Genomic DNA, 26,705 nt, shown 5'->3' with positions numbered 1-26,705 from the left:
CGGCGTCGCCGCAACAAGTGTTGCAGTGCGTTGCGCCGCGGCGCCGCCGCGCGACGGGTGTGGTGCCGGCCACACAATTCGGCATATGCTCACCGCAACCCGACCGACGAGAGACGGAGACAGTGGGCAACTTCAGCGCCATCGAACCCGGCACCGACCTGCATCGATACGCGCGTGAGCTGGCGCGCATGCACGATGCGGTCATCGGCGGCGGCCGGTCGCCGCTGCGGCCGCGGTCGGTGGTGGCCCGGTCCTGGTCCCGGGTGCTCGTCGCGGGGCTGGCTCCGGACGGCAGCAACGCCCGCGCCCTGCTGCCGCTCGCCGAGGTCGAACGGCGCCGGCGGAACTCCCCGCTGTCGGGGGTGATCGGCGACCTCGAGCAGGTGGTGTGCTCCGTGGCCGAGGCGTCGCACATGTTGATGGTCGTGACCGACGCGGACGGGATCGTGCTGTGGCGGGCCGGGTCGGCCAAGGTGCGCAGCCGCGCCGACAGCCTCGGATTCAGCGAGGGCGCCCGGTGGACGGAGGCGACCGTGGGGACCAATGCGATCGGGACGGCCCTCGCCGAGGCCGCCCCGGTACAGCTGTTCTCCGCCGAGCACTTCGAGCAGTCCCAGCACCCCTGGTACTGCACCGCGGCACCGATCCACGATCCGCGCACCGGGGAACTGCTCGGCGTGGTCGACGTGAGCGGCCCCGCCCTGACCATCCATCCCACCATCAGCGCGCTCGTCGAGACGGCGGTGCGGCTCGCCGAGGCGCAGCTGTGGCGGTTGCACGAGAACCGGCTCGAACGGCTGCGCACGGCCGCGGCGCCGGTGCTCGCCTCGATGAGCGGGCCGCTGCTGCTCGTCGACGAGCACGGGTGGGTGGCGCACGCGTCGGGCGTTGCGGCCACCAAGCGCGTGGCGGCGCCGACGTCCGAGCGGACCTTGAGCGTGCCCGGCCTGGGCCTGTGCGTGCCGGAGCAGCTCGCGCACGGCTGGCTGATCCGGCCCGCGGGTGGTCCGGCGCGGATCGCGATGGAACTGGACCTGTCCGGCACGCCGACGGTCGTCGTCAGCGGCGCCGACTCGGCGTGGCGCAGCCCGCTGTCCGCCCGGCACGCCGAGATCCTGCTCCTGCTGCACCTGCGGGGGCCGCAGGGAATGACGGTGACCGAGGTGAGCAACGGCATCTACGGCGACCCGGACCACGCCGTCGCGGTGCGGGCGGAGGTGTCCCGGCTGCGCCGCGTCCTCGGCTCCGTCGTCGAGAGCCGGCCCTACCGGCTCGCCGACTCGGTCGACATGACGCTCACCCTCGGAACGGCCGAACGCCTCGCGGACTGCGCGTTCGTCCGGCACGCGACCAGCCCGGCCGTCCGCGCGCTCGCGGACGGCCGGTGAGAGCTCAGGCTCGGTAGGCGTCCGTCCCGGCCCGGCTGAGCACCAGGCGCGGCAGCACCGCACGGGAGGACAGCCGCAGCACCGCGTCGACGAGTTCGACGACGTCGTTCACCTCGAGCATCTCCTCGGCGGGGATGCGGTCCTTGATCCAGTCGGACATGTCGGTGTCGACGTAGGCGGGTGCGATCGCGGACGCGCTGACACCGTTGCCGGACTCCTCGGCGTTGAGCGTCTCGACCAGAGAGATCAGCGCCGCCTTCGTCGCACCGTACACGGCCAGGCCGGCCTCGGCGTAGACGCCGGTGATCGACGACAGCGCAACCACTTTCGCACCGCGGCCTGGGGCGGCGGTCGCGGCCTTGCGCAGCAGCGGCAACGATGCCTGGATCAGGGCGAAGGGGGTCTCGAAGTTGACGGACACCGTCTTGCCGAAGCGCCGCATCGGGAACTCGGCGATGGTGCCGGCGGTGCCGACGCCGGCGTTGAGCACGAGCGCCCGCATGCTGCCGAACGTCTCCTCGTGCGCCGCGACGACGCGTGCCGCGGTGTCCGGGTCGCCGAGGTCGGCGGCGACGACCCGGACCTCGGGCGCACCGGCGTCGCGCAGGCCGGCGGCCACCGCGTCGAGCCGCGCCTCGTCGCGCGCGGTGAGGGTCAGACCGTAGCCCTGCTCCGCGAGGCGGGTGGCGACACCGAGCCCGATGCCGCGGGATGCGCCGGTGACCAGGGCGCTGGGGTTCACGAGATCGGTTGTCACGCTGCGCCTCCCCGCAGTGCCTCCAGGCCGGCGGCCGCGAAGACCGGTACGGCCTCCCCTGCCCGGTCGAAGCCGTCGCCGACGGTCGCCCCCACGCGCCAGCGGTGGTTGATGCCCTCGGCGATGACGGCGAGCTTGAAGTTCGCCAGGCCCATGTAGAAGTTCCAGTGGGCGAGTTCGCGGCCCGTCGCCACCGCGTAGCGCTGTGCGAGGTCGTCGGCCGACGGCAGGCGCGGGCTCGTCCACGCGGCGGATTCGCCGAGCACCTGATCGAGCGCGGGGTTGCGGTACACGCACATCAGGGCGACGTCGGTGAGCGGGTCACCGAGCGTGGACAGTTCCCAATCCACCACCGCCGCAATCTTTCCGGCATCGGCCGGATCGAGAATGGTGTTGTCGATCCGGTAGTCGCCGTGCACGATCGACGCCGCCGACGACGCGGGGATCGCGTCGGCGAGGGCGGCGTGGAGCCGATCGAGGTCGTCGAGGTCGCGAGTCTTGACCCGGTCCCACTGGCCGGCCCACAACTTCACCTGCCGGGTGACGTACCCGTCGGGGCGGCCGAGGTTTCCGAGGCCGACGGCCTCGTAGTCCACCGAGTGCAGGGCGGCGAGCACGCGGACGAGCTCGCCGGTGCACGATTCGATCTCGTCGTCGCTCAGGGTGGCGAGGTCCTCGGTCGTGCGGATCACCCGCCCGGTGACGTGCTCGACGACGGTGAACGGCGCGCCCATCACGGAGTCGTCCTCGCACAGGACGACGGTCTGCGCGACCGGCACGCCGCAACCCTGCAGCGCCGACGTGATGCGGAACTCGCGGGCGACGTCGTGTGCGGACGGGGTGAGCCCCGCCGTCGGCGGCCGGCGCAGCACCCACCGCGACGTGTCGTCGAAGATCGCGTACGTCAGATTCGACTTGCCGCCGGAGATGAGTTCGGCGCGCAGTTCGCCGTCGAGGGCGATGCCCGAGTCCTCCAGGTAGCGGTGCAGGGCACTCAGGTCGAGTCCCTCGTGCTGTGCGGTCTTCATGCCCGGCTCTCCTTCGCGGCGGCGGCCTTCTTCGCGGCGCCGACGGCGCGCTTGGCGATGGCCCAGCGGTGCACCTCGGAAGGCCCGTCGTAGATGCGGAACGGGCGGACCTCGCGGGCGAGCCGCGCGACGGGCAGGTCGGCGGAGACGCCGAGGCCGCCGCACATCTGCATCGACCGGTCGACGATGCGGAACACCGCCTCGGCCGCGAAGGTCTTGGCGATGGACGTGGAGTTGGACGCGTGCGAGCCCTGGTCGAGTTCCCAGCACGCCTGCGTCAGCAGGGCACGGGTGGCGGCGATGTCGATCTCGTTGTCGGCGACCATCTTCTGGATCATGCCGAGGTCGCCGAGCTTGCCGCCGAAGCCTTCCCGCTCGGCGACGCGGGCGACGGCGATGTCGTGGCCGCGGCGCGCCGCGCCGAGCCAGCGCATCACGTGCGTCATGCGGGCGGGCCCGAGCCGTACCTGCGCGTAGGCGAAGCCCTGGTCGACCTCACCGAGGACGGCGGAATCCGGCACGAACAGGTCCTCGAAGAACACCTCGCAGTGACCGCCGATCATGGCGCGGTCGATGGTGTCGATGTGCCGGCCGACGGTCAGGCCCGGGGTGTCGGCGGGGGCGAGGAACATCGTGGCGCCGCCGCGCTGTCCGGGTTCGCCGGAGGTGCGGGCCATGATGATGAAGAATCCGGCGCCGTCGGCCCCGGTGATGAAGTACTTGCGGCCGTTGATCTTCCAGCCGCCGGGGACCTTCTCGGCGCGGGTGGTGAGCGCGTTGGGATCGGACCCGGCGCCGGGTGCCGGTTCGGTCATCGCGAATCCGGACCGCACGTCGCCGTGGGCGAGCGGCGCGAGGAACTGCTCCTTCTGTTCCGGGCTGGCGATGTGCGCGAGCATGTGCACGTTGCCCTCGTCGGGGGCGGCGATGTTGAGTGCGATGGGCCCGAACAGCGAGTAGCCCGCCGCCTCGAACACCGGGGCGCGGTCGACCATGCCGAGTCCGTGGCCGCCGTACTCGACGGGCGCGTGCGGCGCGAAGACGCCGGCGTCCTTGGCCGCCTGCTGCAGCTTCACCCGCAGGTCGTCGCCCCCGGCGGCGGTGATGTCACCGTTGTGGGCGTCCTCGACGGGCAGCACGTGCTCCCGGACGAACTCCTCGGTCCTCGCCACCAGTGCCTGGACGTGTTCCGGGTACGACAGATCGACAGCCATCGCGATTCCTCCTCCTCACCCCGACCGATCGATCGCTCGGTTACGACAACCGTGACACACCCCACCCCGCGCGGTCAACCCGGACGATCTACCGGGCGCCCACACCGCAGTCCCTACCGGGCGCCCACACCGCAGTCCCTACCGGGCGCCCACGGCGCAGTCCCTACCGGGCGCCCACGGCGCAGTCCCTACCGGGCGCCCACGGCGCAGTCCCTACCGTGCGCCCACGGCGCAGTCCCTACCGTGCGCCCACGGCGCAGTCCCTACCGTGCGCCCACGGCGCAGCGCGCGATGGCGAGGTAGCGGTGGACGACCTCGTCGGGAGCAAGCGGCCCGTCCGGTCGGTACCACCCGGCGACGGCGACGCACATGGTGGTCACCGCCCGGCTCGCGTCCTCCGGGAACTCGGTACCGAACTCCCCGCTCGTCACCCCGTCCCGGACGATCTCGTCGAGCATCCGCTGCTGCTCGTCGCGCAACGCGATGTAGGCCTTCCTGCTGTCCGGTTCCATGCTGCGCATCTCGGTGGAGGCGACGAAAGCCTGATTGCGCCGGAACATGTGGAACCGCAGCAGGGACTCGACGACCGCGTCGAACCGCTCGGAGGCCGTGGGGCCGGCCTCCGCCAGGGCCTGCCGGCTGCGGTCGAGCAGATCGCCCATCACCGCCGTCGTCAGCGAGACCAGCAGCGCCTGCTTCGACGGGTAGTGGTGGTACAGGCCCGGCACCGACAGCCCGGCCCGGGCGGCGATCTCCCGGATCGAGGTGCCGTCGTAACCGCGCTCGGCGAACGCCTCGAGGGCGGCCTCGAGCGGCTTGGGCAGGGTCGACGGCCCGTACTGCCGCCACGATCCCGATTCGACGGCTTCCTCACGCGTTTCCATGGCATCACCGTAGGCGACCCCGGCGGGCCGGCCGAACGTCACCGCCGGCCGGCCCGTCACCGGATCGCGGTGCCGGTGCCGGCTCCCGTCAGTAGTCGTCGTCGCCGTAGAGCACCATGCCGCGCAGGTTTCGGCCCTCGTGCATGTCGGCATAGCCGTCGTTGATGTCCTCGAGCCGGTATGTCTTGGTGACCAGCTTGTCGAGCTCGAGCTGTCCGCTGCGGTAGAGGTCGAGCAGCTTCGGGATCTGCGAGCGCGGGCCGATACCACCGAAGATCGCGCCCTGCAGGCGCTTCTGCAGCAGGGTCAGCTCGAACAGGCTCAGCGTCACCTGGGTGTCGGCGGCGCTGCCCATGCCCACCACGACCACCTGGCCGCCCTTGCCGGTCAGCGCCATCGACGGGGCGATGATGTCCCCGTGGATCTCACCGACGGTGATGATCGTGACGTCGGCCATCGCACCCCAGGTGATCTCGCCGATCACCGGCAGCGCCTCCTCGATCGAGGCGAACGTGTGGGTCGCCCCGAACTTCTTGGCCTGATCCCGCTTGAACTCCACCGGGTCGATGGCGACGACGTGCCGGGCACCCGCGTGCGCGGCCCCCTGCACCGCGTTGATGCCCACGCCGCCGATGCCGATCACGACGACGGAGTCGCCCACCTTGGTGCCGCCGATCGCCGTCGCGGAGCCCCAGCCCGTGGCAACGCCACAGCCGAGCAGGGCGGCCTTGTCGAGCGGGATGTCGTCCTCGATCTTGATGACCGAGGCCTCGTGCACGGTGACGTAGGGCGCGAACGTGCCGAGCAGGCACATCTGGATGACCGGATCACCATTGAGGGTCACCCGGTGCGTCTTGTCGGCGATGGCCTGCCCGGTGAGGAGGTTCGCCCCCTCGTCGCAGATGTTCTGCAGGCCCTTCGCGCACGCGCGGCATCGCCCGCACGCGGGGATGAAGGCGAGCACGACGTGGTCGCCCTCCCGGATGTTGGCCACTCCCGGCCCGACCTTGGTGACCACGCCGGCGCCCTCGTGCCCGCCGAGGACGGGGAAGGACGCCATCGGCGTCGCGCCGGAGCGTAGATGTTCGTCGGAGTGGCACAGTCCGGACGCGGCCAGACGCACCTGCACTTCACCGGCGACCGGGTCTCCGAGGTCGATCTCCTCGATCTCCCATGGCTGATTGAGCCCTTTGATCACCGCAGCCTTGGTCTTCACGAACCCTCCCACCGGATCCACTGTGAACTGTGTCACCATGAGTAGAGCAGGACGAGCGTCCGCATGGACGACTTTGAGGATCTCCCCGGGACGCGAGTTACCTGATACCGTGGGTAACGGAAATGTCCTCATGGAGGTACACGATGATCCACATCCGCCACACCGCCGTTGCGGAGGTTCCCCTCGAGGTGGCGTTCGCCTACCTCGACGATCACCGCACGGTCCCCGAATGGATGTACGGCGTCAACCGCTTCGTGCCGGTGGGACCGCAGGTCAACGGCCTCGGCGCGGTCTTCGACGCGACCATGCAGATCGGACCGAGGGGCCTCGACTCCCGCCTCGCGATCGTCGACTGGGAACTCGACCGCAGGATCGTTCTCGACTCCATCGCGGGGTTCCGCACCGCCTCGTCGTGGGAACTCGCCGACCTCGGCGACGGGCGGATCCGCCTCGACGTCGACTTCGGGTACCAACTTCCCGGCGGCCTGGCCGGACGGGCGCTCGGCAAGCTCATCGAACCGGTGGTGGGCACCGCGATCCGCCAGACCGAGCAGGCGCTGCGCTCGAACCTCGGCCGCGTCGCCTGAGCGACGCGCCACCTGCGCAAGGATCCGATCAGCGGGAGGATGCGTACCCTCGCACGGCGATCGGCACGGACACGGCAAGGATCACCGCCGTCCAGGCGAAGGCCGCGACGACCGGATGCTGCATGGGCCAGGCCGCGTCGGCGGCGACCGTCGTCCCGGATCCGAACAACTGCCGCAGGGCCGCGACCACGGCGCTGACGGGGTTCCATTCGGCGATCGTCGCGACCACGGCCGGCATCGTCTCGGTGGGGACGAAGACGTTGGAGAACATGACCGCCCCGAAGATCAGCGGCGCCACCTGCTGCAGCATCTGCTCGTCGCGGATCGAGGCGCCGAGCACGATCCCGAGCCACGCGAGCGCGAACCGGAACGCGAGCAGCAGCAGCACGGCAAGCGCCACGTCGGCGGGGGTGGCCTCGACCCGCCATCCCGCGAGAAATCCCACGGCGGCCATCGTCGCCAGCGCCGAGGCGCCGGTCACCGTCTCCGCGAGTGCGAGGCCCGCCGGCACCGCGACCGGCGGGACGGGCAGGGCCCGCAGCCGGTCCGTCAGGCCGCTGCGGAGGTCGGCGTTCACGGTCGACGCGGTGACGACGATCCCCATGGCCGCGACGAGGACGAGGACTCCGGGCGTCAGGTACGACCGGTAGGCGGCAGCGTCGGATCCGCCGGCGAGCGCGCCGCCGAATACGAAGCCGAACAGCAGCATCATTCCCAGCGGTGCCGCGAGGGTCACCGCGAGCAGGCCGGGCGCGTTCCGGTACGTCGCGGCCACCCGCAGGAACAGAATCCAGGCACCCGCCGCCGGCGAGACGGTGCGGGTGGCGGTGGGGGCAGTCATGCGGGAATCCCTTCGGTCGGGCGACCGGTAAGTGCGAGGAAAGCGTCGTCCAAGGTGGCGCGCCGGCGGCCGATGTCCTGCACCGCGATGCCCTCCGCGTCGAGGGCGCGCAGGATCGGCAGCAGGGCGGCCGGCTCGCCGTCGAATCCGAACGTCAGCCGCAGCGGCGCATTCTCGTCCCGGGCCGGCGAGTCGACGGGTCTTCCGCCGAATCGCTCGACGATCGCGGCGACGTCGCCCCGCCGGTGCGGATCGAGCACGACGACGTCGAGGCCGCTGCCCACGGTGCGGGCTATCGCGTCCGGCGTCCCGGTGGCGACGACCCGACCGGCGTCGAGGATGGTGACCGTGTCCGCCAGCCGCTCGGCCTCGTCGAGGTACTGGGTCGTGAGCACGACGGTGGTGCCTTCCTCCACGAAAGACCGTACATACCGGTAGATCTCGTTGCGGCTGCGGGGATCGAGGCCGGTGGTGGGCTCGTCGAGGAAGAGCACCGCGGGACGGACGACCATGCCCGCGACGATGTCGAGCCGCCTTCGCATGCCGCCGGAGTACGTGTGCACCTGCCGGGCCGCGGCGTCGGTCAGGTCGAAGCGCTCGAGCAGGTCGTCTGCGTGCCGGCGGGCGCCCCGGGCGCTATACCCGTTCAGGCGGGCAACCATCGTCAGGTTCTGGGTGCCGGTGAGGCGGGGGTCGACCGCGTGGTACTGGCCGACGAAGCCGATGTTGCGCTTGACGTGAGCAGCCTCGCGGACGGTGTCGTGACCGAGGATCCTGGCGCTGCCGGAGGTCGGTCGCAGCAGGGTCGCCAGCATCCGCACGGTCGTGGTCTTGCCGGACCCGTTGGGGCCGAGCAGCGCGTGCACCCGACCGGCGGGCACCTCCAGGTTCAGCCCGTCGAGCACGAGATGGCTGCCGTACCGCCTGGTGAGCGCCTCGGTTTCCAGAACCGTCATTCCGACCTCCACGATTGGGAACATCGTTCGCAATTACACCGTACGCGTCTGCGAACGTCGTTCGCAACTGTCCGGGTAGTGCATGCTGGCACCCATGCCGCATGCCGAACCCCCGACCTCGCTGTGGTTGCGTGCCGACGACCCCAGGCCCGGGCCGCGCCCTGCCCATACGCTCGAGCAGCTCGCCGAGGCGTGCGTCGGCCTCGCCGACGCAGACGGGCTGCGTGCCGTTTCGATGCGGCGCGTCGCGCAGGAACTCGGGACGGCGGCCGCCTCGCTCTACCGCTACGTCGCAGGCAAGGACGATCTCGTCGCTCTCATGGTCGACCGCGTCGCCGCGGAGTACCGGTACCCGCCCCTGACCGGGGACGTGCGGACCGACGTCCTCGACCTCGCGGAACAGGCCCGGCAGCTGCACCGTCGGCATCCGTGGTTGAGCGTCGCGGGCACGACGACACTGGGTCCGCACTCGATGCGATACCTCGACCACATGGTCGGCGCCCTCGCACCGACCGGCCTCGACGCCACCGCGACCATGATGGGAATCGCCCTGCTCTCAGGCTGGGTCACCACCTTCGCCGCGCAGGAGGCGGCGGGGTTGTCCGCCCCCACCGCCGGTGGCGGCGCCGAGCACATCACCGCCATGCTGGCCCACGGCGACTACCCCCACCTGGCCGGCCTGCTCGCTTCCGCGGGCGGGAACGCCGGCGCCACACCCGTCGACAACGATGCCGCGTTCCGGGCCGGGATCGAGGCACTGCTGTTCGGCATCGCGCCGCACCCGTGAGCGAGCCCGCTCGCTTCGGGCGACAAATCCTTGGAGAACAAGGGAATTCACGCGCCCTTCCGGAATCCGCCCACACAGTTGCGCGGGCGGATCCCGGAGACGCGAGCAACTCCGCTAGGTTCACCGGCGGAGGTGCCGCCGGATGACTGACGATCGCCGCATGATCCACGTGTGCCACGACGGCGTGGCGCACGTGGACCGCCAGGCCGCCTTCGCCTACGTCGCCGATCACCGCACGGTCCCGGAGTGGATGTTCGGAGTCACCCGCTTCGAGCCCGTGGGTGATCGGGTCCGCGGCGTGGGCGCGCGCTTCGACGCGAGCATGCGGATCGGGCCGGCCACCTTCGACTCCCGGCTCGAGATCGTCGAGTGGGAAGACAACCACCGGATCGTGCTGAGCTCGATCTCCGGCTTCCGCACCCTGTCGTCGTGGCAGTTCGACGATCTGGGCGACGGTCGCATGCGTCTCGCCGTCGACTTCGGCTACCGGCTGCCCGGCGGCGCGGCCGGTCGCGCGGCGGGGCTGCTCATCGAGCCGCTGGTGGGCACGATCGTCCGCCGGACCGAGCACGCGCTGCGGGAGCAGGTCAGCCGGATCTCCTGACCCGCCGCGCGTCCGGTCAGAAGTTGCCGCGCGCCGCCTGCTCGCGCTCGATCGCCTCGAACAGGGCCTTGAAGTTGCCCTTGCCGAAGCCGAGCGAACCGTGCCGCTCGATCAGCTCGAAGAACACCGTCGGGCGATCGGTGATCGGCTTGGTGAAGATCTGCAGGAGGTAACCGTCCTCGTCCCGGTCCACGAGGATGCCACGCTTCTGCAGTTCCTCGATCGGCACCCGCACGTTCCCGATCCGCGCGCGCAGCTCGGGGTCCTCGTAGTAGGCGTCGGGCGTGGCGAGGAACTCCACGCCCTCCTCGCGGAGCCGGTCGACGGCGGTGAGGATGTCGTTGGTGGCCAGCGCCAGGTGCTGCGCGCCGGGACCACGGTAGAAATCGAGGTACTCGTCGATCTGCGAGCGCTTCTTCGCGACGGCCGGCTCGTTGAGCGGGAACTTGACGCGGTGGTTGCCGTTGCAGACCACCTTGCTCATCAGGGCCGAGTAGTCGGTGGCGATGTCGTCACCGATGAACTCGGCCATGTTGGTGAAGCCCATGACGCGGTTGTAGAAGCCGACCCACTCGTCCATGTGGCCGAGCTCGACGTTGCCGACCACGTGGTCGAGGGCCTGGAAGATCCGCTTGGGCGCGCCGTCGCGCTTGCGGTAGGTCGACGACTTCTCCACGTAGCCGGGCAGATACGGGCCCGTGTAGCGGGACCGGTCGACGAGCGTGTGGCGCGTCTCGCCGTAGGTGGCGATCGCGGCGAGCCGCACCGTGCCGTACTCGTCGCTGATCTCGTACGGCTCCTCGAGGACCGTCGCGCCCTGGGCCCGGGCATGCGCGATGCACTTGTCGACGTCGGGCACCTGCAGCGCGATGTCCACGACGCCGTCGCCGTGCCGGCGATGATGCTCGACGAGCGGGCTGTCCGGATCGACCGCACCCTTGACCACGAACCGCACCGCCCCGCTGCGCAGGACGTAGGCGTGGTGGTCGCGGTTGCCGGTGGTGGGACCGGAGTAGGCGATCAGTTCCATCCCGAACGCGGACTGGTAGTAGTGCGCGGCCTGGGTGGCGTTGCCCACCACCCACACCACCGCGTCCCAGCCGCTGACGGGGAACGGGTCCCGCTCGGCGTCGTACTCGACGAGGCCGACGAGCTGCCGCAGTTCCTCGGGGTTCAGCTGGGCGAGCTTCTCGCTGTCGGTGAGGGTGAACTCGAGAGTCATGGCAATTCCTCCTGCCGCCGGACGCGGCGCCATCGGTGTGTCGTGTGTCACCAGGAAAAACCCCGTCGCGGCGACGGTGCAATCTCGCCTCTCCCAGCTGATCGACCTGACTGGAAAAGGCGGGATGCCGGGCGAGCCGCTATACAATCGGCACAGTTTCCGCCGCCTCTTCGGAAGGAACGGCCATGCGTGACGCCGTGCAGCTGGACGAGTTGGATTTCGCGCTCCTGGACACGCTGCACACGGATCCGAAGATCGGCGCCCTGGAGCTGTCCCGGAGGTTGCGGGTGGCGCGCGCGACGGTCTCGGCACGGCTGCGCCGGCTCGAGGAGTCCGGGATCATCGCCGGCTACGAACCGCGGCTGGACCTGGCGGCCGCCGGATTCGAGGTCCAGGCCTTCGTGACGATGGAGATCGTCCAGGGCGCGCTCGAAGCGATCACCGATGTCCTCGAAGCGATTCCGGGGGTGCTCGAGGCGTTCGCGACGACCGGCGCCGGCGACATTCTGTGCCGGATCGCCGCGGACTCCCACCTCGGTCTGCAGCAGACGCTGATCGAACTGAACCGGTCGTCGATCGTCGCCCGGTCGACCAGCGTCATGGTGCTGTCGGAGGTGGTGCGGTACCGGGCCATGCCGCTGCTCCGCACGCTGCAGCCGGGCAAAACCGCCAAAGCGCCCGCCTACCGTCGGTAGAGCTGAAGGTCGGCGCGCTCGCCCCCGCCCGCCGAAAACGTCGAAACAGCTCTGCACACTGCACAGAAAAACGACGGGCGGCTGCGCTACAGCTCTTCAGCCTGACCAGTAGTGCAGGCCGCACTTGCGCCCCCTCTGTAACCACGGTCACAGTCTTCTTCATTCGCCCGCTCCCCGGGCATCGCACCGTCCCGACTCCCGAGAGAAGACATGAAGAACCTGCTGACCCGTTTCGAGGACAAGGCCCCCGAGATCGTCTTCGAGTGGCACGACACCGAGACCACCGCCCGCGGCTGGGTCGTCATCAACTCCCTGCGCGGCGGCGCGGCCGGTGGCGGCACGCGGATGCGCCGCGGCCTCGACCGCCGCGAGGTCGAGTCGCTGGCGAAGACGATGGAGGTCAAGTTCACCGTCTCCGGTCCGGCCATCGGCGGCGCCAAGTCCGGCATCGACTTCGACCCCTCCGATCCCCGCAAGGACGGCGTGCTGCGGCGCTGGTTCCGGGCGGTCGCGCCGCTGCTGCGCGCCTACTACGGCACCGGCGGCGACCTGAACGTCGACGAGATGACCGAGGTGGTGCCGCTCACCGAGAGCAACGGGCTGTGGCATCCGCAGGAGGGCGTCGTCAACGGGCACTTCGCGGCGGACGACCGCGAACGCGTCCAGCGGGTCGGGCAGCTGCGGCTCGGTGTCGCGAAGGTCGTCGAGGACACCCGGTTCACCCCGGCACCGGATGCGAAGTACACGGTGGCCGATCTGATCACGGGCTGGGGCGTCGCCGAGTCGGTGCGCCACCACTACCGCATCTACGGCGACCCCGCCGGCAATCACGGGCTCGGGGGCAAGCGGGTGATCGTCCAGGGCTGGGGCAACGTCGGCGCGGCCGCGGCCTACTACCTGGCCCAGGCCGGGGCTCGCGTGGTCGGCATCATCGACCGCGACGGCGGCATCCTCGACACGGCCGGTCTCGACTTCGACGAGGTGCGCACGCTGCTGCTGAACAAGGACGGCAACGCGCTCCGCAGCGACCGGATGCGTCCCTTCACCGAGGTGCACGACGCGATCTGGGACCTCGGCGCCGAGATCTTCCTCCCCTGCGCGGCCTCCCGCCTGGTCACCCGCGAACAGGTCGACCGTATGGTCGCGGCCGGCCTCGAGGTGATCGCCAGCGGAGCGAACGTGCCCTTCGCCGACGACGAGATCTTCTACGGCCCCACCTACGAGCACGCGGACAAGTCCGTCTCCGTGATCCCCGACTTCATCGCCAACAGCGGCATGGCCCGCGCCTTCGCCCAGCTCATGGAGGGTGACGTGGAGGTCTCGGACGCGGCGATCTTCGGCGACGTCTCGGACACCGTCGCGGGTGCGCTGCAGCGCTGCCACGACCGCTGCGCCGACCATACGGGCGTCGCGGCCACCGCGTTCGAGATCGCCCTCGACCAGCTGGTGCCGGCCGGGGAGCGCATCGATGACTGACACCTTGGCCACCACGCCGGCCACCACCACCGAGCCGGCGCCGCGGGCGATGCTGCACCAGGCGATGCGGCCGCGACAGCTGGTGATGATGAGTCTCGGCGGCGCGATCGGCGCGGGACTGTTCGTCGGCTCCGGCGCCGGCATCGCCGTCGCGGGCCCGGCCATCCTCGTCTCGTTCCTCGCCGCCGCGGCTCTCGTCGTCCTCATCATGCGGATGATGGGCGAGATGGCGGCCGCGAACCCCGCCAGCGGCGCCTTCTCCGTGCACGCGGAGAACGCCCTCGGCTCCGTCGCCGGCCGCACCATCGGCTGGCTGTACTGGATCCAGGTGGTCATCGTGATCGCGGCGGAGGCGACCGGCGCCGCCGCCATCACCGCCGCCTCGATTCCCGGGATCCCGCAGTGGGCCGCGGCACTGTTCTTCATGGTGGTGCTCACCGGCGTGAACCTCGTCGGCGTACGCCGGTTCGGCGAGGTCGAATTCTGGTTCGCGGCACTGAAGATCGTCGCCATCGTCGCCTTCCTCGCGATCGGCGTCGCGATGATCGCGGGATGGGTGCCCGCCTTCGACAGCACCGGGTTCGCGAACCTCACCGCGCACGGCGGCTTCGCGCCGACCGGTATCGCCGGTATCGCCGCGGGCCTGCTCATCGTGGTGTTCGCGTTCGGCGGCACCGAGATCATCGCCATCGCGGCCGCCGAGACCTCCGATCCGCGCCGCAACGTCGGCCGCGCGGTGCGCACGCTGATCTGGCGCATCCTGGTCTTCTACATCGGCTCGGTGCTGATCATGGTGACGGTGCTGCCGTGGACGTCCGAGGATCTCGTCACGGGCCCGTTCGTCGCGGTGCTGAACGCCGGCGCCGTGCCGGGGGCGGCCGCCGTGATGACCGTGATCGTGGTGGTGGCGCTGCTGTCCTCGCTCAACGCGATGCTCTTCAGCGCCTCACGGATGATCTACTCCCTCTCGCAACGCGGTTCGGCCTACCCCGCGTTCGGCCGGGTGGCCGCCAACGGGGTGCCCCGCAACGCGGTCCTCGCCTCGGTCGCGTTCGGATTCGTCACCGTCGCACTCAACTACGTGCGTCCCGACAAGGTGTTGCCGCTGCTGCTCAACGCCGTGGGCTCGACCATCCTCGTTCTGTGGACGTTCGTGGCGGTCTCGCACCTCGTGCTGCGCCGGCGGGCCCGGCGCGACGGCACCGAAGACGCCCTGCCGCTGAAGATGTGGGGCTTCCCGTACCTGTCGTACGCGACCCTCGGCCTGCTCGCCGGCATCGCCGTGCTCGCGCTGTTCGACACGGCCGCCCGCACCCAGCTCATCGCGACGGGCGCACTCACCGCCACGATCGCGGGCGCGTGCTGGCTTCTGCACCGCCGGCAGACGGTCCGGCAGCCGTAGCCGACCGCACAGACGACGACGCCGTGCGTCCTCCCGCAGGGGGGAGGGACGCACGGCGTCGTCGTGGATCGGTCCCCGCCGTCAGTCCTTCGGACCACCGGCGACGTAGATGACCTGACCCGACACGAATCCCGCACCCTCGCTCGCGAGGAACGAGGCGGTGTGCGCGATGTCGTCGGGCTTTCCGGTGCGGGCGACGGGGATCTGCGAGGCCGCGGCGGCCTTGAAGTCCTCGAACGACATGCCCATCCGCTCGGCCGTCGCAGCGGTCATCTCGGTCTCGATGAAGCCGGGGGCGATCGCGTTGGCGGTGACGCCGTACTTGCCGAGCTCGATCGCGAGGGTCTTGGTGAAGCCCTGCATGCCGGCCTTGGCGGCGGAGTAGTTGACCTGACCGCGGTTGCCCAGCGCGGAGGTGCTCGACAGGTTGACGATGCGGCCGAACTTGGCCTCCACCATGTACTTCTGCGTCGCCCGGGACATGAGGAACGCGCCCCGCAGGTGCACGTTCATCACGGCGTCCCAGTCGTCGACGGTCATCTTGAACAGCAGGTTGTCGCGGGTGATGCCGGCGTTGTTGATCAGCACCGTGGGATCGCCCAGCTCGTTCGCGACCCTCTCCACAGCCGCGGCGACGGACTGCTCGTCGGCGACGTTCGCACCCACCGCGAGGGCCTTGCCGCCGGCCGCCTCGATGGCCGAGACGGTGTCGCCGCATGCGGACTCGTCGAGGTCCAGGACCGCGACCTGGAATCCGTCCTGCGCCAGCCGCTTGGCGACTGCGGCGCCGATGCCGCGCGCGGCCCCGGTGACGATGGCGGTGCGGGTGACTGTTTCGCTCACTGCTTACCTCCGTGCTGTTGTGGTTGGAAACTTCAGTTGATGGTCAGGCCGCCGTCGACCGCAATCGTCTGGCCGGTGACGTAGCCGGCGGCCTCCGAGGTGAGCCACACGGCGGTGGCGGCGATCTCCGCGGGATCACCGGTGCGGCCCAGGACGATTCGCGGCTTCATGCTGTCGAGGTAGCCGGGCTGGTACTCGTCGGTCATCTCGGTCTCGAAGAATCCCGGCGCGATGGCATTGACGCGGATGCCCTTGCGTGCCCCCCACTGCTGGGCCAGGTCCCGGGTCAGGCCGATCACGCCGGCCTTGCTGGCGGCGTAGGCGGCCTGCGGCAGTCCCGCGGTGGTGAGGCCCAGGACGGAGGAGATGTTGACGATGGAGCTGCCGGGCTGCATGACGCGCCCGGCGGCCTGCGCGGCCCAATAGGAGCCGTTCAGGTTGATGTCGATGACGCGCCGGAACTGCTCCGGGGTCTCCTTGGTGGCCGGGACGGCCGTGCCGATGCCGGCGTTGTTGATGAGGATGTCGACCTTGCCGAAGTGCTCGACCGCGGCATCGACCATCCGTTGCGCCTGCTCGGGCTCGGCGATGTCGGTCTCGACGCTCAGCGCGCGGCGGCCGGCGGCGCGGACGAGTTCGGCGGTCCGCTCGAGCCGGTCGGCGCGACGGGCCGCGAGCACGACGTCGGCCCCGGCCTCCGCGAGAGCCTGGGCGAAGGCGACGCCGAGGCCCGAGGAGGCGCCGGTGACGATCGCGACGCGGTCGTCGAGGCGGAACTTGTCGAGCACGGACATGTGTGTAGTCTCCTCCGATAGTCGATACCTATGCGAATTGTATAGTTGAATTCGCGCTCGAGTTCAAGACTTGATATTCGAAAAAGGCGCGGCCACAAGCCCTTTCGGGCCCGCGACCGCGCCTCATCCGACTTCCCGGTCCGAGGGGGACGATCAGCTCAGGCGCTCGAGCACCATTGCCATGCCCTGACCGCCGCCGACGCACATGGTCTCCACGCCGAACTGCTTGTCGTGGGTCTGCAGGTTGTTGAGCAGGGTGGCGGTGATCCGCGCGCCGGTCATGCCGAACGGGTGACCGAGGGCGATCGCACCACCGGAGACGTTCAGCTTGTCCTCGTCGATGCCGAGCTCGCGGGCGGAGCCGAGCACCTGCACGGCGAACGCCTCGTTGATCTCGAACAGGTCGATGTCGGAGATGGTCTTGCCGGCGTGGGCGAGCGCCTTCTTCACGGCCTCGATCGGGCCCAGACCCATGATCTCCGGCGACAGGCCGGACACGCCGGTCGAGACGATCCGCGCCAGCGGGGTCAGCCCGAGCTCCCTGGCCTTGGTGTCGGACATGATCACCAGGGCCGCGGCGCCGTCGTTGAGCGGGCAGGCGTTGCCGGCGGTGATGGTGCCGTCGGGGCGGAAGACCGGCTTCAGCTGGCTCACGGCCTCGTAGGTGGTGCCGGGCCGCGGCCCGTCGTCGGTGGTCACGACGGTGCCGTCGGGCAGGGTGACGGGGCTGATCTCGCGCTCGAAGAAGCCCGACTTGATGGCTTCCTCGGCCCGGTTCTGCGACCGCACACCCCACCGGTCCTGGTCCTCGCGGGAGATGCCGGTGAGCGAGGCGACGTTCTCCGCGGTCTGGCCCATCGCGATGTAGACGTCGGGCAGCAGGGCCTCGCTGCGCGGGTCGGTCCACGCGGTGCCGCCCTCGGCGAGCGTGGCGGTGCGGGCCTCGGCGTCGGCGAAGAGCGGGTTCTTGGTGTTCGGCAGGCCGTCGGCGTTGCCGGTGACGAAGCTGGAGACGGACTCGACACCGGCGGAGATGAACACGTCCCCCTCGCCGGCCTTGATCGCGTGCAGCGCCATGCGGGTGGTCTGCAGCGACGACGAGCAGTAGCGGTTGACGGTCACGCCGGGCAGGAAGTCGTAGCCCAGCTGCACGGCGACGACGCGGGCGATGTTGAACCCGGACTGGCCGGCGGGCTGGCCGCAGCCGAGCATCAGGTCGTCGATCTGGGCCGGGTCCAGCTCCGGCACCTTCGCCAGGGCGGCCGCGACCATCTGGGTGGCCAGGTCGTCCGGACGCACCGTCCTGAGCGACCCCTTCATCGCCCGCCCGATGGGAGAACGGGCGGCGGACACAATCACAGCTTCGGGCATCACGTGCTCCTTGTTTTGTGTTGACGCTTCGAGTCTCTACAGGCCCAGATCGCGGCCGATGAGTTCCTTCATGATCTCGTTGGTGCCGGCCCAGATCTTGGTGACGCGGGCGTCCTTCCATGCACGAGCCACACGGTACTCGTTCATGAAGCCGTAGCCACCGTGGATCTGCACGCACGCGTCCAGGACCTCGGACTGCGTCTGCGCGGTCCACCACTTGGCCTTGGCCGCGTCCACGGCGGTGAGCTTGCCGTCGGCGTGGGCCTCGACGGCCTGATCGACGTAGGCCTCGGCCACCTCGATCTTGGTGATCAGCTCGGCGAGCAGGAACTTGTTGTACTGCATGGCGCCGATGGCCTGGCCGAACGCCTTGCGCTCCTTCGCGTACTCGATGGTCTCGAGCAGGATGTGCTTGGCGTGGTGCACGTTGTTGACCGCGGACCCGAGCCGCTCCTGCGGCAGCATCTTCATCATCGAGATGAAGCCCATGCCCTCCTCGCCGATGAGGTTGGCGTGCGGGACGCGGACGTCCTTGAAGAACAACTCTGCGGTGTCGGCCTCGGGCTGGCCGACCTTGTCGAGCTTGCGACCGTTCTCGAAGCCCTCCATGCCGCGCTCGACGGCGAACAGGGAGATGCCCTTCGCGCCCTTCGACGGGTCGGTGCGGGCCGCGACGACGACGAGGTCGCAGTTGTAACCGTTGGTGATGAAGGTCTTGGCGCCGTTGAGGATCCAGTCGTCACCGTCGCGCACGGCGGTGGTCTTCAGGTTGGCGAGGTCGGAACCGCCGGAAGGCTCGGTCATACCGATGGCGCAGATGAGCTCACCGGTGGCGCAGCGCGGCAGCCAGCGCTCACGCTGCTCCTCGTTGCCCAGGTGGACGATGTAGGGAACGGTGATGTCCGAGTGGATGCCCATCGACGACGACAGCGCCATGTTCGCGCGGGCGAACTCCTCGCCGAGGATGGCGTTGAAGCGGTAGTCGTTCGCCTCCATGCCACCGAAGCGCTCCGGGATCTCGAGTCCCAGGAAGCCGGCCTTACCGGCCTCGATCCAGATGTCACGGGGAATCTCGTGACGTTCGATGAGCTCCTCCGCACGGGGCATGACGAACCGGTTCACGAACTCGCGCGCCGACTCGCGGAACGCCTCGTGATCGGGGCCGTACAGGGTGCGTTGCATCAACCGCTCCTCAAATCTGTAAGCATCTGCTTATTTTCTAAGCGTGCGCTTATAGTGAACCGCGGCCGCTATCTTGTCAACCAGGGCCGTAGCAGGAACGGGAGCAGGACGTGAGCACATCGAGGGACGCGGTGATCAGCGGATCGAAGGCCGCGGCCCGCCTACGCGAGGCGGCCGTCGAGGTGTTCGCCGAGAACGGCTACGGCGGCACCACCACCAGGCTGATCGCCGCCCGCCTCGACATGAGCCCGGCCGCGATGTATCCCCACTACAAGTCCAAGGAAGAGCTGCTCTACGCGATCAGCTACGAGGGCCACGACCTGGCCCTCGAGGTCGTGCGCGACGCCGACCTCCCCGGCGAGGACGCCACCACTCGGCTGGCCAACGTCATCGGCCGGTTCGCCGAGTGGCAGGCCGAGCACCATCGCCGCGCCCGCGTCGTCCAGTACGAGCTCACCGCCCTGACGCCCGAGCACTACCGCGTCATCACCGGCCTGCGGCGGCGCACCACCCAGGTCGTCCGCACCATCGTCGACGCCGGCGTCGCCTCGGGTGAGTTCACCGTCCCCGACACCGAGGGCGTCACCCTTGCCCTGATGTCGCTGTGCGTCGACATCTGCCGCTGGTACCCCTCCGGCCGCTACCACGAGCCCCACGCCCTCGCGCACCTCTACTCCGATCTCGCCCTCCGGCTCGTGGGCGCCGTCCGCTAGCATCTGTCCCCACACGACGGATCGGGGGGTCCATGGGTGGGGGGCAATGTTCGCGCGGCCGTCGGTCGTCCGCGCCCGCAATCGACGTCGCGTGCGACCGGGAAGCGAGCGAACGAGAGCGACGACGACACCTGCGCACTCGCGGATGGATCGTCGCCCTCGTCGCGGCGGCGGTCAGCGCGTGCACCGCCGTCACGCCCGCGGCACCCACGGAACCACCCGCCACCACCACGACGACACGCACACCCCGCATCGTCGACGAATCCGACCGCCCCCCAGTCACGTTCGACCCCTGCCTCGACATCCCCGACCGAGTGCTCGTCGAGGCAGGCTACGACCCGAGGTCGGAGGAGATCAGCGACTTCGCCGCGACGCACTTCACCTTCCTCGGGTGCAGCTATCACGGCACGCTGCGCATCCCCGGCGTTCTCCGTCGCTACGGACTCAATCTCAACTCCGGCAACATCACCTTCGCCGAGGTGCAGGAGAAGGTCGCCGAGTACGCCACTCCCATCGAGATCAACGGACGACGCGCCCTCCTCGAGGTCGACCCGAGCTTGCGTCAGTCGTGTGCCGTCACTGTGGAGACGTCGTACGGGGTTCTCATCATCTCCCGTGTCTATCTCCCCGACCACGGCAATGGAGTCCCCGAAGTGGAGTGGTGCGCCGGACTCGAGGACACCTCCTCTCGGATCTCGGCCCTCATCGACGACAGATCGAAAGGACCAGCGTGAACAGGCCACTGCGACTCGCACCGCACACGATCGACGAGATCGTCGCACTCTGCGACAGCATGCTCGCCATCCTTGGCGAAGCCATCGTGCGATCCGAGGACTTGACCAGAGCCGGAAGCTTCGGGGGGTTCGAATCCGCCGAGGCACTGCGGCAAGGTTTCCTCACCAAGGCCAGAGGCACCCCCGAGTCCGCCTACGAGCGTCTCACCCAGTTCCACGAGGTGCTCTCCCGCATGCGCGATACGTTCGCCGCCGGTGGACAGGGCTTCCTCGACGCCGACTACGACTGGGCCCGGCAACTCGGCACCACCGACTCCGCGTGAACCGCCGCCACTGCGCATCACTCCGAAACCCGGAGAATTCCACGAGTCGTGCTGTATCCGCGCGGGCGCCAGTCGTCCGCGAACACAATTGGGGGAGCGCATGACTGGAAAAGTCGCGGATGGCTGATGCCGTTCGTTCCTCGGCACGACTCGCCACGAGACCGCACGGTCCGCTACGATGCTGCGCACTACCACGGAATCGGGGGGACTCCATGGACACGTCACTTGATGTTTCGCACGGCACCGGAAGACGCACGGCGCAGCACGTCGCGACCGTGAGCGAAAGCACCGAATAGGGTGCCGGAGAACGAGAATCCCGTCGCAGCGATGCTCGAACCGCTGCTCGAGCATCGGGTACCGGAGCGGGTCGGCGCGCTGGCGGACTGGCACACCAGACTGGTGGCACGGCTCGAAGGCAGCTTCGATCCCGACTACGCCACCGCATTCGAGAACTTCCACAGCATGGAGCACGACGCCATCTATCGAGACGTCCAGAGAATGGACCCGGGCGCGATGCGAAGCCTGGCGGAGAGCTGGCGCAAGATCGCGACCGACATGAGCGTCGGTTTCATCTTCGGAACCCAGATGATCTGCAACAAGATTGCCGAGGGGTGGGATGGTGACGCGGCGCGCCGCGCCGTGGCGGCGACCCGCTCCTTCGCGAGGTCGACCGAACAACTCGTGACCGCGCTGCTTGCGGTGTCGACCAAACTCGCTGCGGCATCGGAGGTCGCTTCGGCTGTGCGGAACAACGTGCCACCACCGCCGGCGCAGATTCCGATGCCGTTGGGCGTGGTGGTGCCCCAGGACACGGCCGAGTTCGCGCGGGCGGCGGAGGCGGCGCACGCCGAGGCGGTACGCGTCATGGAATCGCTCTACGTCCCGCATTACCGTGAATCCGGCACGGCGGTTCCGGTCCTGCCGTCGCCGCACGAGGCGACGGCAGGATCCGGTCCGGTCGGGGCAGACCTGTCGCGCCACCCCTCGGGCAGCGCGGAGGGCCGGGGCGGCGGCATCGGCCCCTCGGCCTCGGTGGCCGGCGCCGACGACGGGCAGGTCACGGACGCTCCGTCCCGCGGCACCTCCGCGACAGACGGGGAAGCAGACCCGGGCGGCCCCGCGCCGGGCGCCGGCGAGCCTGCAGCCACCACCCCGGCCGCGACGACGACGGCCGGCGCGACGTCGGGCCCGGAGCGGTACCCGGGTTCGGGTGGACCTCCGGGCGGACCCGGTGGTCCAACGTCCGGAGGCGCCGGCGGTGGAAGCGGCGGCTCCGGCGCTGCCGGTCCCGGCGGGCTCGGACCCGTGGGTGGCCTACCGGTCGCGAACGGTACGACGAACCCGGCGACGTCGGGCGCCGGCGCCCGCGCCGGGTCGGCCCGTCCGGGCGGCATGTACCCGGGCATGCTGGGCGCCCCGGCGCGTCCTGCGCGCGACGACGAGGCCGCCCGCACGGTGCCCAGTTATCTGGTGGGCACCGACAACGGGAACGAGCTCGTCGGTCCGATGCCGCTCACCGCGCCGCCGGTGCTGGGGGTCGATCCGGCATGAGGTGGCGGCTCACCCCCGACCGGTTCCTGGCCCTGTGGACCGCGACGGGACTCGACGAGATTCCGTTTCCTCTGCGCTACCGCTCCACCGCGCTGTGGGAGGACGAGCACGCCGCGAACCTCGAGGCGGCCCACCGGTGGCGGCGCACGAATCCCGACGAGCGGCTCACCGCGGCGATAGCGACGATGCGATACGCGGAGGTCGCCGTCGAGGTATACGGGCAGTTCTCGGAGGGCTCCGAGTTGCGGCTGCGGGGATGCATCAGGCACGACTCCGCCGTTCTGGCGCGGCAGGATCCGGGACGTGCCGGCGATCTCGTCGTGACGGCGACCGCGGCGCACACACTGGCGGAGGCGGTCGTACAGTGCCTACCCGGCGCGCCCCCGGGTACGGCGCCGGCGCTGTCGGCACCCACCGCGGAAGTGGCGGAGTTCGCGCGCCCGACGCAGGTGCTCCGGACCGCGCAGGCGCCCCCGGCCGTCCGGTTGCGGCGGCTACTGACCGATCCGCGGTCCGGGACGGGCAGCGTGCGGGTGCTGTGCTCACCGGACGGTCTGAACTTCACGCCGGTCACCGATCTCGGCTGGTTCGACGTCGCAGGCGACGGGCGGTACCTGTTCCGGACCGGCCACCACACCCACGTCTGCCCGGCCACCCCGGAGCTGCTGCGCGACGAGCTGGCCTACGCGGTCGACGAGGCGCGCGAGAAGCGGGGTCGCGTCGGCGCAGCCGGTTTACGCTGGGTGCATGGCTGAACGGGATCGAACGGTCGACGGCAAACCGCAGAACGCCCGCCCGCGCGACGCCCTGGGGCGCCCGTTGCCCTACGGCGAGGAGGGAGTCGAACGGGTCCCGGAGGACCTGCAGCTCGAGCCCGACGAGGCGATCACCGAGGCGCAGCGGCTGCTCGACCACGGGTATCCGTTCCATGCGCACGAGGTGCTGGAAGGCACGTGGAAGTCGGCGCCGGCCGACGAGCGGACGCTGTGGCAGGGCTTGGCGCAGCTCACCGTGGGGCTGACGCATCTGCTGCGGGACAATCCGGCCGGGGCCGCGTCGCTGCTACGGCAGGGGGAGGCTCGGATCCGCCATTACGAGGACGAGCCGCCGCACGGGCTGGACATAGACGGCCTCGCGGCATGGGCGGAACACCTGTTGACGGAGATCGCGCGCGGCGAGCCGATCCCGGCGCCGCCGATACCGCGGCTGCGGCTGCCCTGATGCCCGTGCTCCCGATGTTCCCGCTGGGAACCGCGCTGCTTCCGGGCGACGCCCTTCCACTCCACGTGTTCGAACCGAGGTATCGCGAGCTGGTCCGGGACTGCCTCGCAGATCCGGACGGGCCGCGGTTCGGCGTGGTGCTCATCGAGCGAGGCCACGAGGTGGGTGGGGGCGAGACCCGCCACGACGTCGGCACGGTCGCGCGGATCGTGATGGACACCGAACTCGACGACGGTCGCTACTTCCTGGAATGCATCGGCGAGGAACGCATCCGGGTGATCGACTGGCTACCGGACGACCCGTATCCGCGGGCGGAGGTCGAGCCGTGGCCGGACATGGAGTCCGGTCCGGTGGACTTCTCCGGCCTGAGCGTGGGGCTCGGCCGGCTGTACGGTCTGCTCGACCGCCTGTCGGGCGGCCGGATCGAACCCCCGAGCATCACCGAACTGCCCGACGAGCCGGGTGCCCGGCTGTTCGCGCTGGCACGCTTCGTCCCTATGGGTGAGGCCGACCGGCTGCAGGTACTCACGGCGCACGGACCCACCGAACGATTGGCCGTGCTGACCGAATGCATCTCGAACGCTGTCCAACTCGCGCAGTGGCGCCTCGACAGTACGTAAGGGCGAGGGCGAACCGCCTCGCGGACAGCGCATGACCTCCCTCGACCGCACCCGCGCGTCTGCCGGTCAACCGCTGCCGCACCCCGTCGGTCGCCAGGACGACCGCGCACGTCGCCGACGGTTGCATCCCGACAGCCGGGAACGAACACACGACGATCCGGGTATCTGCGCGGCCCAGAAAAGCTCAATCCCCATGCGGAACACATCAACTGGTATGGTTCTGCCGTCGATAGGGGGGATCGAACAATGTCGAAATGGGGCGTCGTTGTCCTTCAGCTGGCCAAGGTGGCGTTGTGGTACGTGGGGGGCTTGCTGGCCATCGGTGGAATATCCGCAGCAGCGAGCCTGCTGAGGCCGGACCTTCCGGATTCCGGCTGGGCGCCACCACCACCGATCACGACGACACGCACCGAGTCGCCCACTGCCGCAACACCACCGCGCGAACTCCCCCCGGGTTTCCCGTCGATGGAGCGCGCTCCGCTCCCGCCGGAGGTTCCCGAAGGGCAACCGCAACCGGTACCGACACGGTTCGGGCTCACGTACACCACTCCAGCCGGCTGGTTCGGGCAGGGCCAATCGGTCATGGGCTGGAGAAGCCGGGACGGTGCAGCGATGATGATCGGTTCGGCATCCGCTTTCGGGAAGGAGTACTGCGAGGCGGACGACATGTCGATGCTGGCCGCAGTGGGGATCACGGGGCGCCCAGCGGGCGACCTCCTGACCGTCGCTGCTCACGAAGTCCGGGCGGTCGAATGGATGTACTCCGACGACGGACGACTGCCGACGATCAACTATTCGGACCCCGTCCATTTCGAGATTGCCGGAAACCCGGCAGTCCGGATCACGGCTCTGGTGTCCGACATCCCACCCACCGACGAATGTGACCCGCCGGCAGCGCGGTTGGACGTCGTGGCCACCACCGGCCTTGCAACAGCGGAGGTCGCGGTCTTCGTCGTCCGGGCGGATCGCGGTGTGGCCGGACAGCTCGACGACAGCTCTATCGATGATCTCGTCGCGTCGCTGAGGAGATCGTGATGTCCGGGACGCACGAGGAATTCTCCGCCACCACACGCCGGATAGCCGGCGCTGCCGTCGCCGTGCAGGAGATCGGACACGATGTTGTGCGGGCGAACCGGTATCTCGCCGTCCACGGTGAGCCGAACGGCAATTTCGACGGTGTGCTGTTGCAGACGATCCGGGCCGGGTTCCAGGCGGTTCTCCCGTCGGCACAGTCTCGATACTTCCAGGTTGCCGATCTCTGCCTGAAGACCAGCATCGAACTGAACCGGTGCGCGTGGATGTACGACGACACCGAGGCACGGAATTACGAACGGCTCAATGCCAACATGCTCTTCCCGGAGTCGGTCGACGCATTCGATCCCGACACACCGGCGCCCGGTCCGGCGCGGCCGTATCCCGGCACCTTCCCGCATGGCGGTCCGGACCGGATCGAACTCGGTCACCCCGAAACCCTCCCCGAGGACGTCCGCCAGGTCGTCGCGGATGCAGCCGGTTGGCTCGGCGATGTCGACGAGGCGATCGACATGCTGACCGGGTGGAGCCCGATCGCGCAGGTCGTCGAACCGCTGGGCGGAAACTGGAACGAACTCGAGCGCCTCGGCGACGCCTATCGCATCGCCGGGGAGGCGGTAGAGACCAGCGGCGGGAACCTCGCCGCCGTCGTCCGGACCCTGGATCCCCACTGGGGCGGGCAGGCCGCCCGGGCGTTCACGGACTACGCCGACCGCATCGTCGATGCCCTCCGATGGGAGGGACCGGTCGGACGCGTCATCAAGGAGACGTGCTACCTGGTTGCGGAGAAGATCCGGGAGGGGATCGTCACGGCGGTTCGGTCACTGAAGGAGATGCTCGAAGAAGAAGTGGCATTCGACGACGCGTTGCAGAAGTTGAAGTTCCTGCTGAAGAAGACTCCGTTCGTCGGTACGGCCGCACAGATCGTCACGATCACCAAAATCGTTCAGAACACGATGGAATTCGTCGACGATGTAGTGGACCGGATCCGCGAGCTCGCCGACGCATTGAAGGAATTCCTCGACGCACTGTCGTCGCCGGCGGACGTCCTGAAGGATCGGGTCGAGCAGAAGCTGGCGCCGCTGACCGAGGCGCACGAGCGCACCGAGCACAGGGCGGAGGTGGCCATCGACCTCGCCGGCGTCGCAGACGTGAGCGGCCCCGTGAACAAGCCCTCCAGCGCGTATTCGGTCGGTGAGGACCCGTGGGCGGATGCGATATGAGGGAAGTACCGCCGCACCTCGACAGTCCACTGCGGCGAATC

General features: G+C 69.7%; 28 protein-coding genes. 16 read left to right on the top strand and 12 right to left on the bottom strand.

Annotation, left to right across the window (positions count from 1 at the left end):
- Positions 1-122: 122 nt before the first annotated feature.
- Positions 123-1,388 (top strand): GAF domain-containing protein, encoded by a 1,266-nt coding sequence (locus A4U64_RS00575; RefSeq protein ID WP_065921968.1) that lies wholly within the window; start codon positions 123-125, stop codon positions 1,386-1,388.
- Positions 1,389-1,392: 4 nt separating this feature from the next.
- Here A4U64_RS00575 and A4U64_RS00570 read toward each other — a convergent pair whose 3' ends face one another.
- The 5 genes from A4U64_RS00570 to A4U64_RS00550 all read right to left on the bottom strand — a co-directional run bounded on the left by A4U64_RS00570 (position 1,393) and on the right by A4U64_RS00550 (position 6,487).
- Entirely contained in the window at positions 1,393-2,145 is a 753-nt protein-coding gene (locus A4U64_RS00570; RefSeq protein WP_006939955.1) for an SDR family NAD(P)-dependent oxidoreductase, read from the bottom strand.
- Positions 2,142-3,173 (bottom strand): phosphotransferase family protein, encoded by a 1,032-nt coding sequence (locus A4U64_RS00565; protein WP_029546452.1) that lies wholly within the window; start codon positions 3,171-3,173, stop codon positions 2,142-2,144. Before A4U64_RS00565 ends, A4U64_RS00570 begins: the two co-directional genes overlap by 4 nt.
- On the bottom strand, positions 3,170-4,387 hold the full coding sequence (locus A4U64_RS00560) for an acyl-CoA dehydrogenase family protein (protein ID WP_043798040.1): 1,218 nt from the start codon (positions 4,385-4,387) through the stop codon (positions 3,170-3,172). The genes A4U64_RS00565 and A4U64_RS00560 overlap by 4 nt, the downstream gene beginning before the upstream one ends.
- 263 nt (positions 4,388-4,650) lie before the next feature.
- Positions 4,651-5,271 (bottom strand): TetR/AcrR family transcriptional regulator, encoded by a 621-nt coding sequence (locus tag A4U64_RS00555; RefSeq protein ID WP_065923369.1) that lies wholly within the window; start codon positions 5,269-5,271, stop codon positions 4,651-4,653.
- Positions 5,272-5,359: 88 nt separating this feature from the next.
- Positions 5,360-6,487 carry an NDMA-dependent alcohol dehydrogenase gene (locus A4U64_RS00550; RefSeq protein ID WP_065923368.1) on the bottom strand — a complete coding sequence of 376 codons (1,128 nt, stop codon included), beginning with the start codon at positions 6,485-6,487 and terminating at the stop codon, positions 5,360-5,362.
- Between the two features lie 143 nt (positions 6,488-6,630).
- Between A4U64_RS00550 and A4U64_RS00545 the strand changes: the two genes are divergently transcribed.
- Positions 6,631-7,074: an SRPBCC family protein gene (locus A4U64_RS00545; protein WP_006940694.1), complete on the top strand. Its 444-nt coding sequence runs from the start codon at positions 6,631-6,633 to the stop codon at positions 7,072-7,074.
- 28 nt (positions 7,075-7,102) lie between these two features.
- Here A4U64_RS00545 and A4U64_RS00540 read toward each other — a convergent pair whose 3' ends face one another.
- Both A4U64_RS00540 and A4U64_RS00535 read right to left on the bottom strand, forming a co-directional pair.
- Positions 7,103-7,915, bottom strand: coding sequence for an ABC transporter permease (locus A4U64_RS00540; RefSeq protein ID WP_050036026.1), 813 nt, complete (start codon positions 7,913-7,915; stop codon positions 7,103-7,105).
- Complete coding sequence (locus A4U64_RS00535) at positions 7,912-8,871, bottom strand: daunorubicin resistance protein DrrA family ABC transporter ATP-binding protein (RefSeq protein WP_044476185.1); 960 nt, start codon at positions 8,869-8,871, stop codon at positions 7,912-7,914. Before A4U64_RS00535 ends, A4U64_RS00540 begins: the two co-directional genes overlap by 4 nt.
- A gap of 94 nt (positions 8,872-8,965) precedes the next feature.
- Between A4U64_RS00535 and A4U64_RS00530 the strand changes: the two genes are divergently transcribed.
- Both A4U64_RS00530 and A4U64_RS00525 read left to right on the top strand, forming a co-directional pair.
- Entirely contained in the window at positions 8,966-9,658 is a 693-nt protein-coding gene (locus A4U64_RS00530) for a TetR/AcrR family transcriptional regulator (protein WP_232334140.1), read from the top strand.
- Between the two features lie 160 nt (positions 9,659-9,818).
- Positions 9,819-10,262, top strand: coding sequence for an SRPBCC family protein (locus A4U64_RS00525; RefSeq protein WP_006940686.1), 444 nt, complete (start codon positions 9,819-9,821; stop codon positions 10,260-10,262).
- Positions 10,263-10,278: 16 nt separating this feature from the next.
- On the opposite strand, the gene hppD is transcribed toward A4U64_RS00525, so the two are convergent.
- A complete protein-coding gene (gene hppD / locus A4U64_RS00520) occupies positions 10,279-11,484 on the bottom strand; it encodes a 4-hydroxyphenylpyruvate dioxygenase (protein WP_006940681.1) in 1,206 nt (401 codons plus the stop codon).
- A 185-nt stretch (positions 11,485-11,669) separates the two neighbouring features.
- On the opposite strand from hppD, the gene A4U64_RS00515 reads away from it, so the two are divergent.
- The 3 genes from A4U64_RS00515 to A4U64_RS00505 all read left to right on the top strand — a co-directional run bounded on the left by A4U64_RS00515 (position 11,670) and on the right by A4U64_RS00505 (position 15,057).
- Complete coding sequence (locus A4U64_RS00515; RefSeq protein WP_006940680.1) at positions 11,670-12,179, top strand: Lrp/AsnC family transcriptional regulator; 510 nt, start codon at positions 11,670-11,672, stop codon at positions 12,177-12,179.
- Positions 12,180-12,389: 210 nt separating this feature from the next.
- The gene (locus A4U64_RS00510) at positions 12,390-13,655 is read left to right on the top strand and encodes a Glu/Leu/Phe/Val dehydrogenase dimerization domain-containing protein (RefSeq protein WP_006940679.1); all 1,266 of its coding nucleotides are present in this window, start codon (positions 12,390-12,392) and stop codon (positions 13,653-13,655) included.
- Positions 13,648-15,057, top strand: coding sequence for an amino acid permease (locus tag A4U64_RS00505; RefSeq protein WP_006940674.1), 1,410 nt, complete (start codon positions 13,648-13,650; stop codon positions 15,055-15,057). Before A4U64_RS00510 ends, A4U64_RS00505 begins: the two co-directional genes overlap by 8 nt.
- Before the next feature lie 81 nt (positions 15,058-15,138).
- On the opposite strand, the gene fabG is transcribed toward A4U64_RS00505, so the two are convergent.
- From fabG to A4U64_RS00485, 4 genes are all read right to left on the bottom strand, one after another.
- Positions 15,139-15,900 (bottom strand): 3-oxoacyl-ACP reductase FabG, encoded by a 762-nt coding sequence (gene fabG, locus A4U64_RS00500; protein WP_043797319.1) that lies wholly within the window; start codon positions 15,898-15,900, stop codon positions 15,139-15,141.
- A gap of 32 nt (positions 15,901-15,932) precedes the next feature.
- Positions 15,933-16,694, bottom strand: a complete 762-nt coding sequence (locus tag A4U64_RS00495) for an SDR family NAD(P)-dependent oxidoreductase (RefSeq protein ID WP_043797318.1) — start codon at positions 16,692-16,694, stop codon at positions 15,933-15,935.
- Between the two features lie 153 nt (positions 16,695-16,847).
- Positions 16,848-18,065 carry an acetyl-CoA C-acetyltransferase gene (locus A4U64_RS00490; RefSeq protein ID WP_065921967.1) on the bottom strand — a complete coding sequence of 406 codons (1,218 nt, stop codon included), beginning with the start codon at positions 18,063-18,065 and terminating at the stop codon, positions 16,848-16,850.
- Positions 18,066-18,101: 36 nt separating this feature from the next.
- Positions 18,102-19,247: an acyl-CoA dehydrogenase family protein gene (locus A4U64_RS00485; RefSeq protein WP_006940667.1), complete on the bottom strand. Its 1,146-nt coding sequence runs from the start codon at positions 19,245-19,247 to the stop codon at positions 18,102-18,104.
- A gap of 110 nt (positions 19,248-19,357) precedes the next feature.
- Between A4U64_RS00485 and A4U64_RS00480 the strand changes: the two genes are divergently transcribed.
- The 9 genes from A4U64_RS00480 to A4U64_RS00440 all read left to right on the top strand — a co-directional run bounded on the left by A4U64_RS00480 (position 19,358) and on the right by A4U64_RS00440 (position 26,664).
- Positions 19,358-19,960 (top strand): TetR/AcrR family transcriptional regulator, encoded by a 603-nt coding sequence (locus A4U64_RS00480; RefSeq protein ID WP_029546461.1) that lies wholly within the window; start codon positions 19,358-19,360, stop codon positions 19,958-19,960.
- A 32-nt stretch (positions 19,961-19,992) separates the two neighbouring features.
- On the top strand, positions 19,993-20,694 hold the full coding sequence (locus A4U64_RS00475) for a DUF3558 domain-containing protein (protein ID WP_084648574.1): 702 nt from the start codon (positions 19,993-19,995) through the stop codon (positions 20,692-20,694).
- On the top strand, positions 20,691-21,017 hold the full coding sequence (locus tag A4U64_RS00470; RefSeq protein ID WP_065921966.1) for a hypothetical protein: 327 nt from the start codon (positions 20,691-20,693) through the stop codon (positions 21,015-21,017). Before A4U64_RS00475 ends, A4U64_RS00470 begins: the two co-directional genes overlap by 4 nt.
- 327 nt (positions 21,018-21,344) lie before the next feature.
- Positions 21,345-22,568 carry a hypothetical protein gene (locus A4U64_RS00465; RefSeq protein WP_065923365.1) on the top strand — a complete coding sequence of 408 codons (1,224 nt, stop codon included), beginning with the start codon at positions 21,345-21,347 and terminating at the stop codon, positions 22,566-22,568.
- On the top strand, positions 22,565-23,323 hold the full coding sequence (locus tag A4U64_RS00460; protein ID WP_065921965.1) for an ESX secretion-associated protein EspG: 759 nt from the start codon (positions 22,565-22,567) through the stop codon (positions 23,321-23,323). Before A4U64_RS00465 ends, A4U64_RS00460 begins: the two co-directional genes overlap by 4 nt.
- Positions 23,316-23,789, top strand: coding sequence for a DUF309 domain-containing protein (locus A4U64_RS00455; RefSeq protein ID WP_006940659.1), 474 nt, complete (start codon positions 23,316-23,318; stop codon positions 23,787-23,789). The genes A4U64_RS00460 and A4U64_RS00455 overlap by 8 nt, the downstream gene beginning before the upstream one ends.
- Positions 23,789-24,409, top strand: a complete 621-nt coding sequence (locus A4U64_RS00450) for an LON peptidase substrate-binding domain-containing protein (RefSeq protein WP_029546465.1) — start codon at positions 23,789-23,791, stop codon at positions 24,407-24,409. The genes A4U64_RS00455 and A4U64_RS00450 overlap by 1 nt, the downstream gene beginning before the upstream one ends.
- A 612-nt stretch (positions 24,410-25,021) precedes the next feature.
- Positions 25,022-25,444, top strand: a complete 423-nt coding sequence (locus A4U64_RS00445; RefSeq protein ID WP_065921964.1) for a hypothetical protein — start codon at positions 25,022-25,024, stop codon at positions 25,442-25,444.
- Positions 25,444-26,664, top strand: a complete 1,221-nt coding sequence (locus tag A4U64_RS00440) for a WXG100 family type VII secretion target (RefSeq protein WP_065921963.1) — start codon at positions 25,444-25,446, stop codon at positions 26,662-26,664. Before A4U64_RS00445 ends, A4U64_RS00440 begins: the two co-directional genes overlap by 1 nt.
- The last annotated feature ends 41 nt before the right edge of the window (positions 26,665-26,705 follow it).

It is taken from the genome of Rhodococcus sp. WB1 (genome assembly GCF_001700945.1).
GTDB classification, from domain to species: Bacteria; Actinomycetota; Actinomycetes; order Mycobacteriales; family Mycobacteriaceae; genus Rhodococcus; species Rhodococcus aetherivorans.
This window is presented reverse-complemented; position numbering and strand designations above follow the sequence as displayed.

Excerpts from the sequence above, each read along its gene's own strand:
- A4U64_RS00565 (WP_029546452.1), bottom strand. The coding sequence starts at position 3,173 with ATGAAGACCGCACAGCACGAGGGACTCGACCTGAGTGCCCTGCACCGC.
- A4U64_RS00560 (WP_043798040.1), bottom strand. The coding sequence starts at position 4,387 with ATGGCTGTCGATCTGTCGTACCCGGAACACGTCCAGGCACTGGTGGCG.
- A4U64_RS00555 (WP_065923369.1), bottom strand. The coding sequence starts at position 5,271 with ATGGAAACGCGTGAGGAAGCCGTCGAATCGGGATCGTGGCGGCAGTAC.
- A4U64_RS00545 (WP_006940694.1), top strand. The coding sequence starts at position 6,631 with ATGATCCACATCCGCCACACCGCCGTTGCGGAGGTTCCCCTCGAGGTG.
- A4U64_RS00540 (WP_050036026.1), bottom strand. The coding sequence starts at position 7,915 with ATGACTGCCCCCACCGCCACCCGCACCGTCTCGCCGGCGGCGGGTGCC.
- A4U64_RS00535 (WP_044476185.1), bottom strand. The coding sequence starts at position 8,871 with ATGACGGTTCTGGAAACCGAGGCGCTCACCAGGCGGTACGGCAGCCAT.
- A4U64_RS00530 (WP_232334140.1), top strand. The coding sequence starts at position 8,966 with ATGCCGCATGCCGAACCCCCGACCTCGCTGTGGTTGCGTGCCGACGAC.
- A4U64_RS00525 (WP_006940686.1), top strand. The coding sequence starts at position 9,819 with ATGATCCACGTGTGCCACGACGGCGTGGCGCACGTGGACCGCCAGGCC.
- hppD (WP_006940681.1), bottom strand. The coding sequence starts at position 11,484 with ATGACTCTCGAGTTCACCCTCACCGACAGCGAGAAGCTCGCCCAGCTG.
- A4U64_RS00515 (WP_006940680.1), top strand. The coding sequence starts at position 11,670 with ATGCGTGACGCCGTGCAGCTGGACGAGTTGGATTTCGCGCTCCTGGAC.
- A4U64_RS00510 (WP_006940679.1), top strand. The coding sequence starts at position 12,390 with ATGAAGAACCTGCTGACCCGTTTCGAGGACAAGGCCCCCGAGATCGTC.
- A4U64_RS00505 (WP_006940674.1), top strand. The coding sequence starts at position 13,648 with ATGACTGACACCTTGGCCACCACGCCGGCCACCACCACCGAGCCGGCG.
- A4U64_RS00495 (WP_043797318.1), bottom strand. The coding sequence starts at position 16,694 with ATGTCCGTGCTCGACAAGTTCCGCCTCGACGACCGCGTCGCGATCGTC.
- A4U64_RS00490 (WP_065921967.1), bottom strand. The coding sequence starts at position 18,065 with ATGCCCGAAGCTGTGATTGTGTCCGCCGCCCGTTCTCCCATCGGGCGG.
- A4U64_RS00485 (WP_006940667.1), bottom strand. The coding sequence starts at position 19,247 with ATGCAACGCACCCTGTACGGCCCCGATCACGAGGCGTTCCGCGAGTCG.
- A4U64_RS00475 (WP_084648574.1), top strand. The coding sequence starts at position 19,993 with ATGGGTGGGGGGCAATGTTCGCGCGGCCGTCGGTCGTCCGCGCCCGCA.
- A4U64_RS00465 (WP_065923365.1), top strand. The coding sequence starts at position 21,345 with ATGCTCGAACCGCTGCTCGAGCATCGGGTACCGGAGCGGGTCGGCGCG.
- A4U64_RS00460 (WP_065921965.1), top strand. The coding sequence starts at position 22,565 with ATGAGGTGGCGGCTCACCCCCGACCGGTTCCTGGCCCTGTGGACCGCG.
- A4U64_RS00455 (WP_006940659.1), top strand. The coding sequence starts at position 23,316 with ATGGCTGAACGGGATCGAACGGTCGACGGCAAACCGCAGAACGCCCGC.
- A4U64_RS00450 (WP_029546465.1), top strand. The coding sequence starts at position 23,789 with ATGCCCGTGCTCCCGATGTTCCCGCTGGGAACCGCGCTGCTTCCGGGC.
- A4U64_RS00445 (WP_065921964.1), top strand. The coding sequence starts at position 25,022 with ATGATGATCGGTTCGGCATCCGCTTTCGGGAAGGAGTACTGCGAGGCG.
- A4U64_RS00440 (WP_065921963.1), top strand. The coding sequence starts at position 25,444 with ATGTCCGGGACGCACGAGGAATTCTCCGCCACCACACGCCGGATAGCC.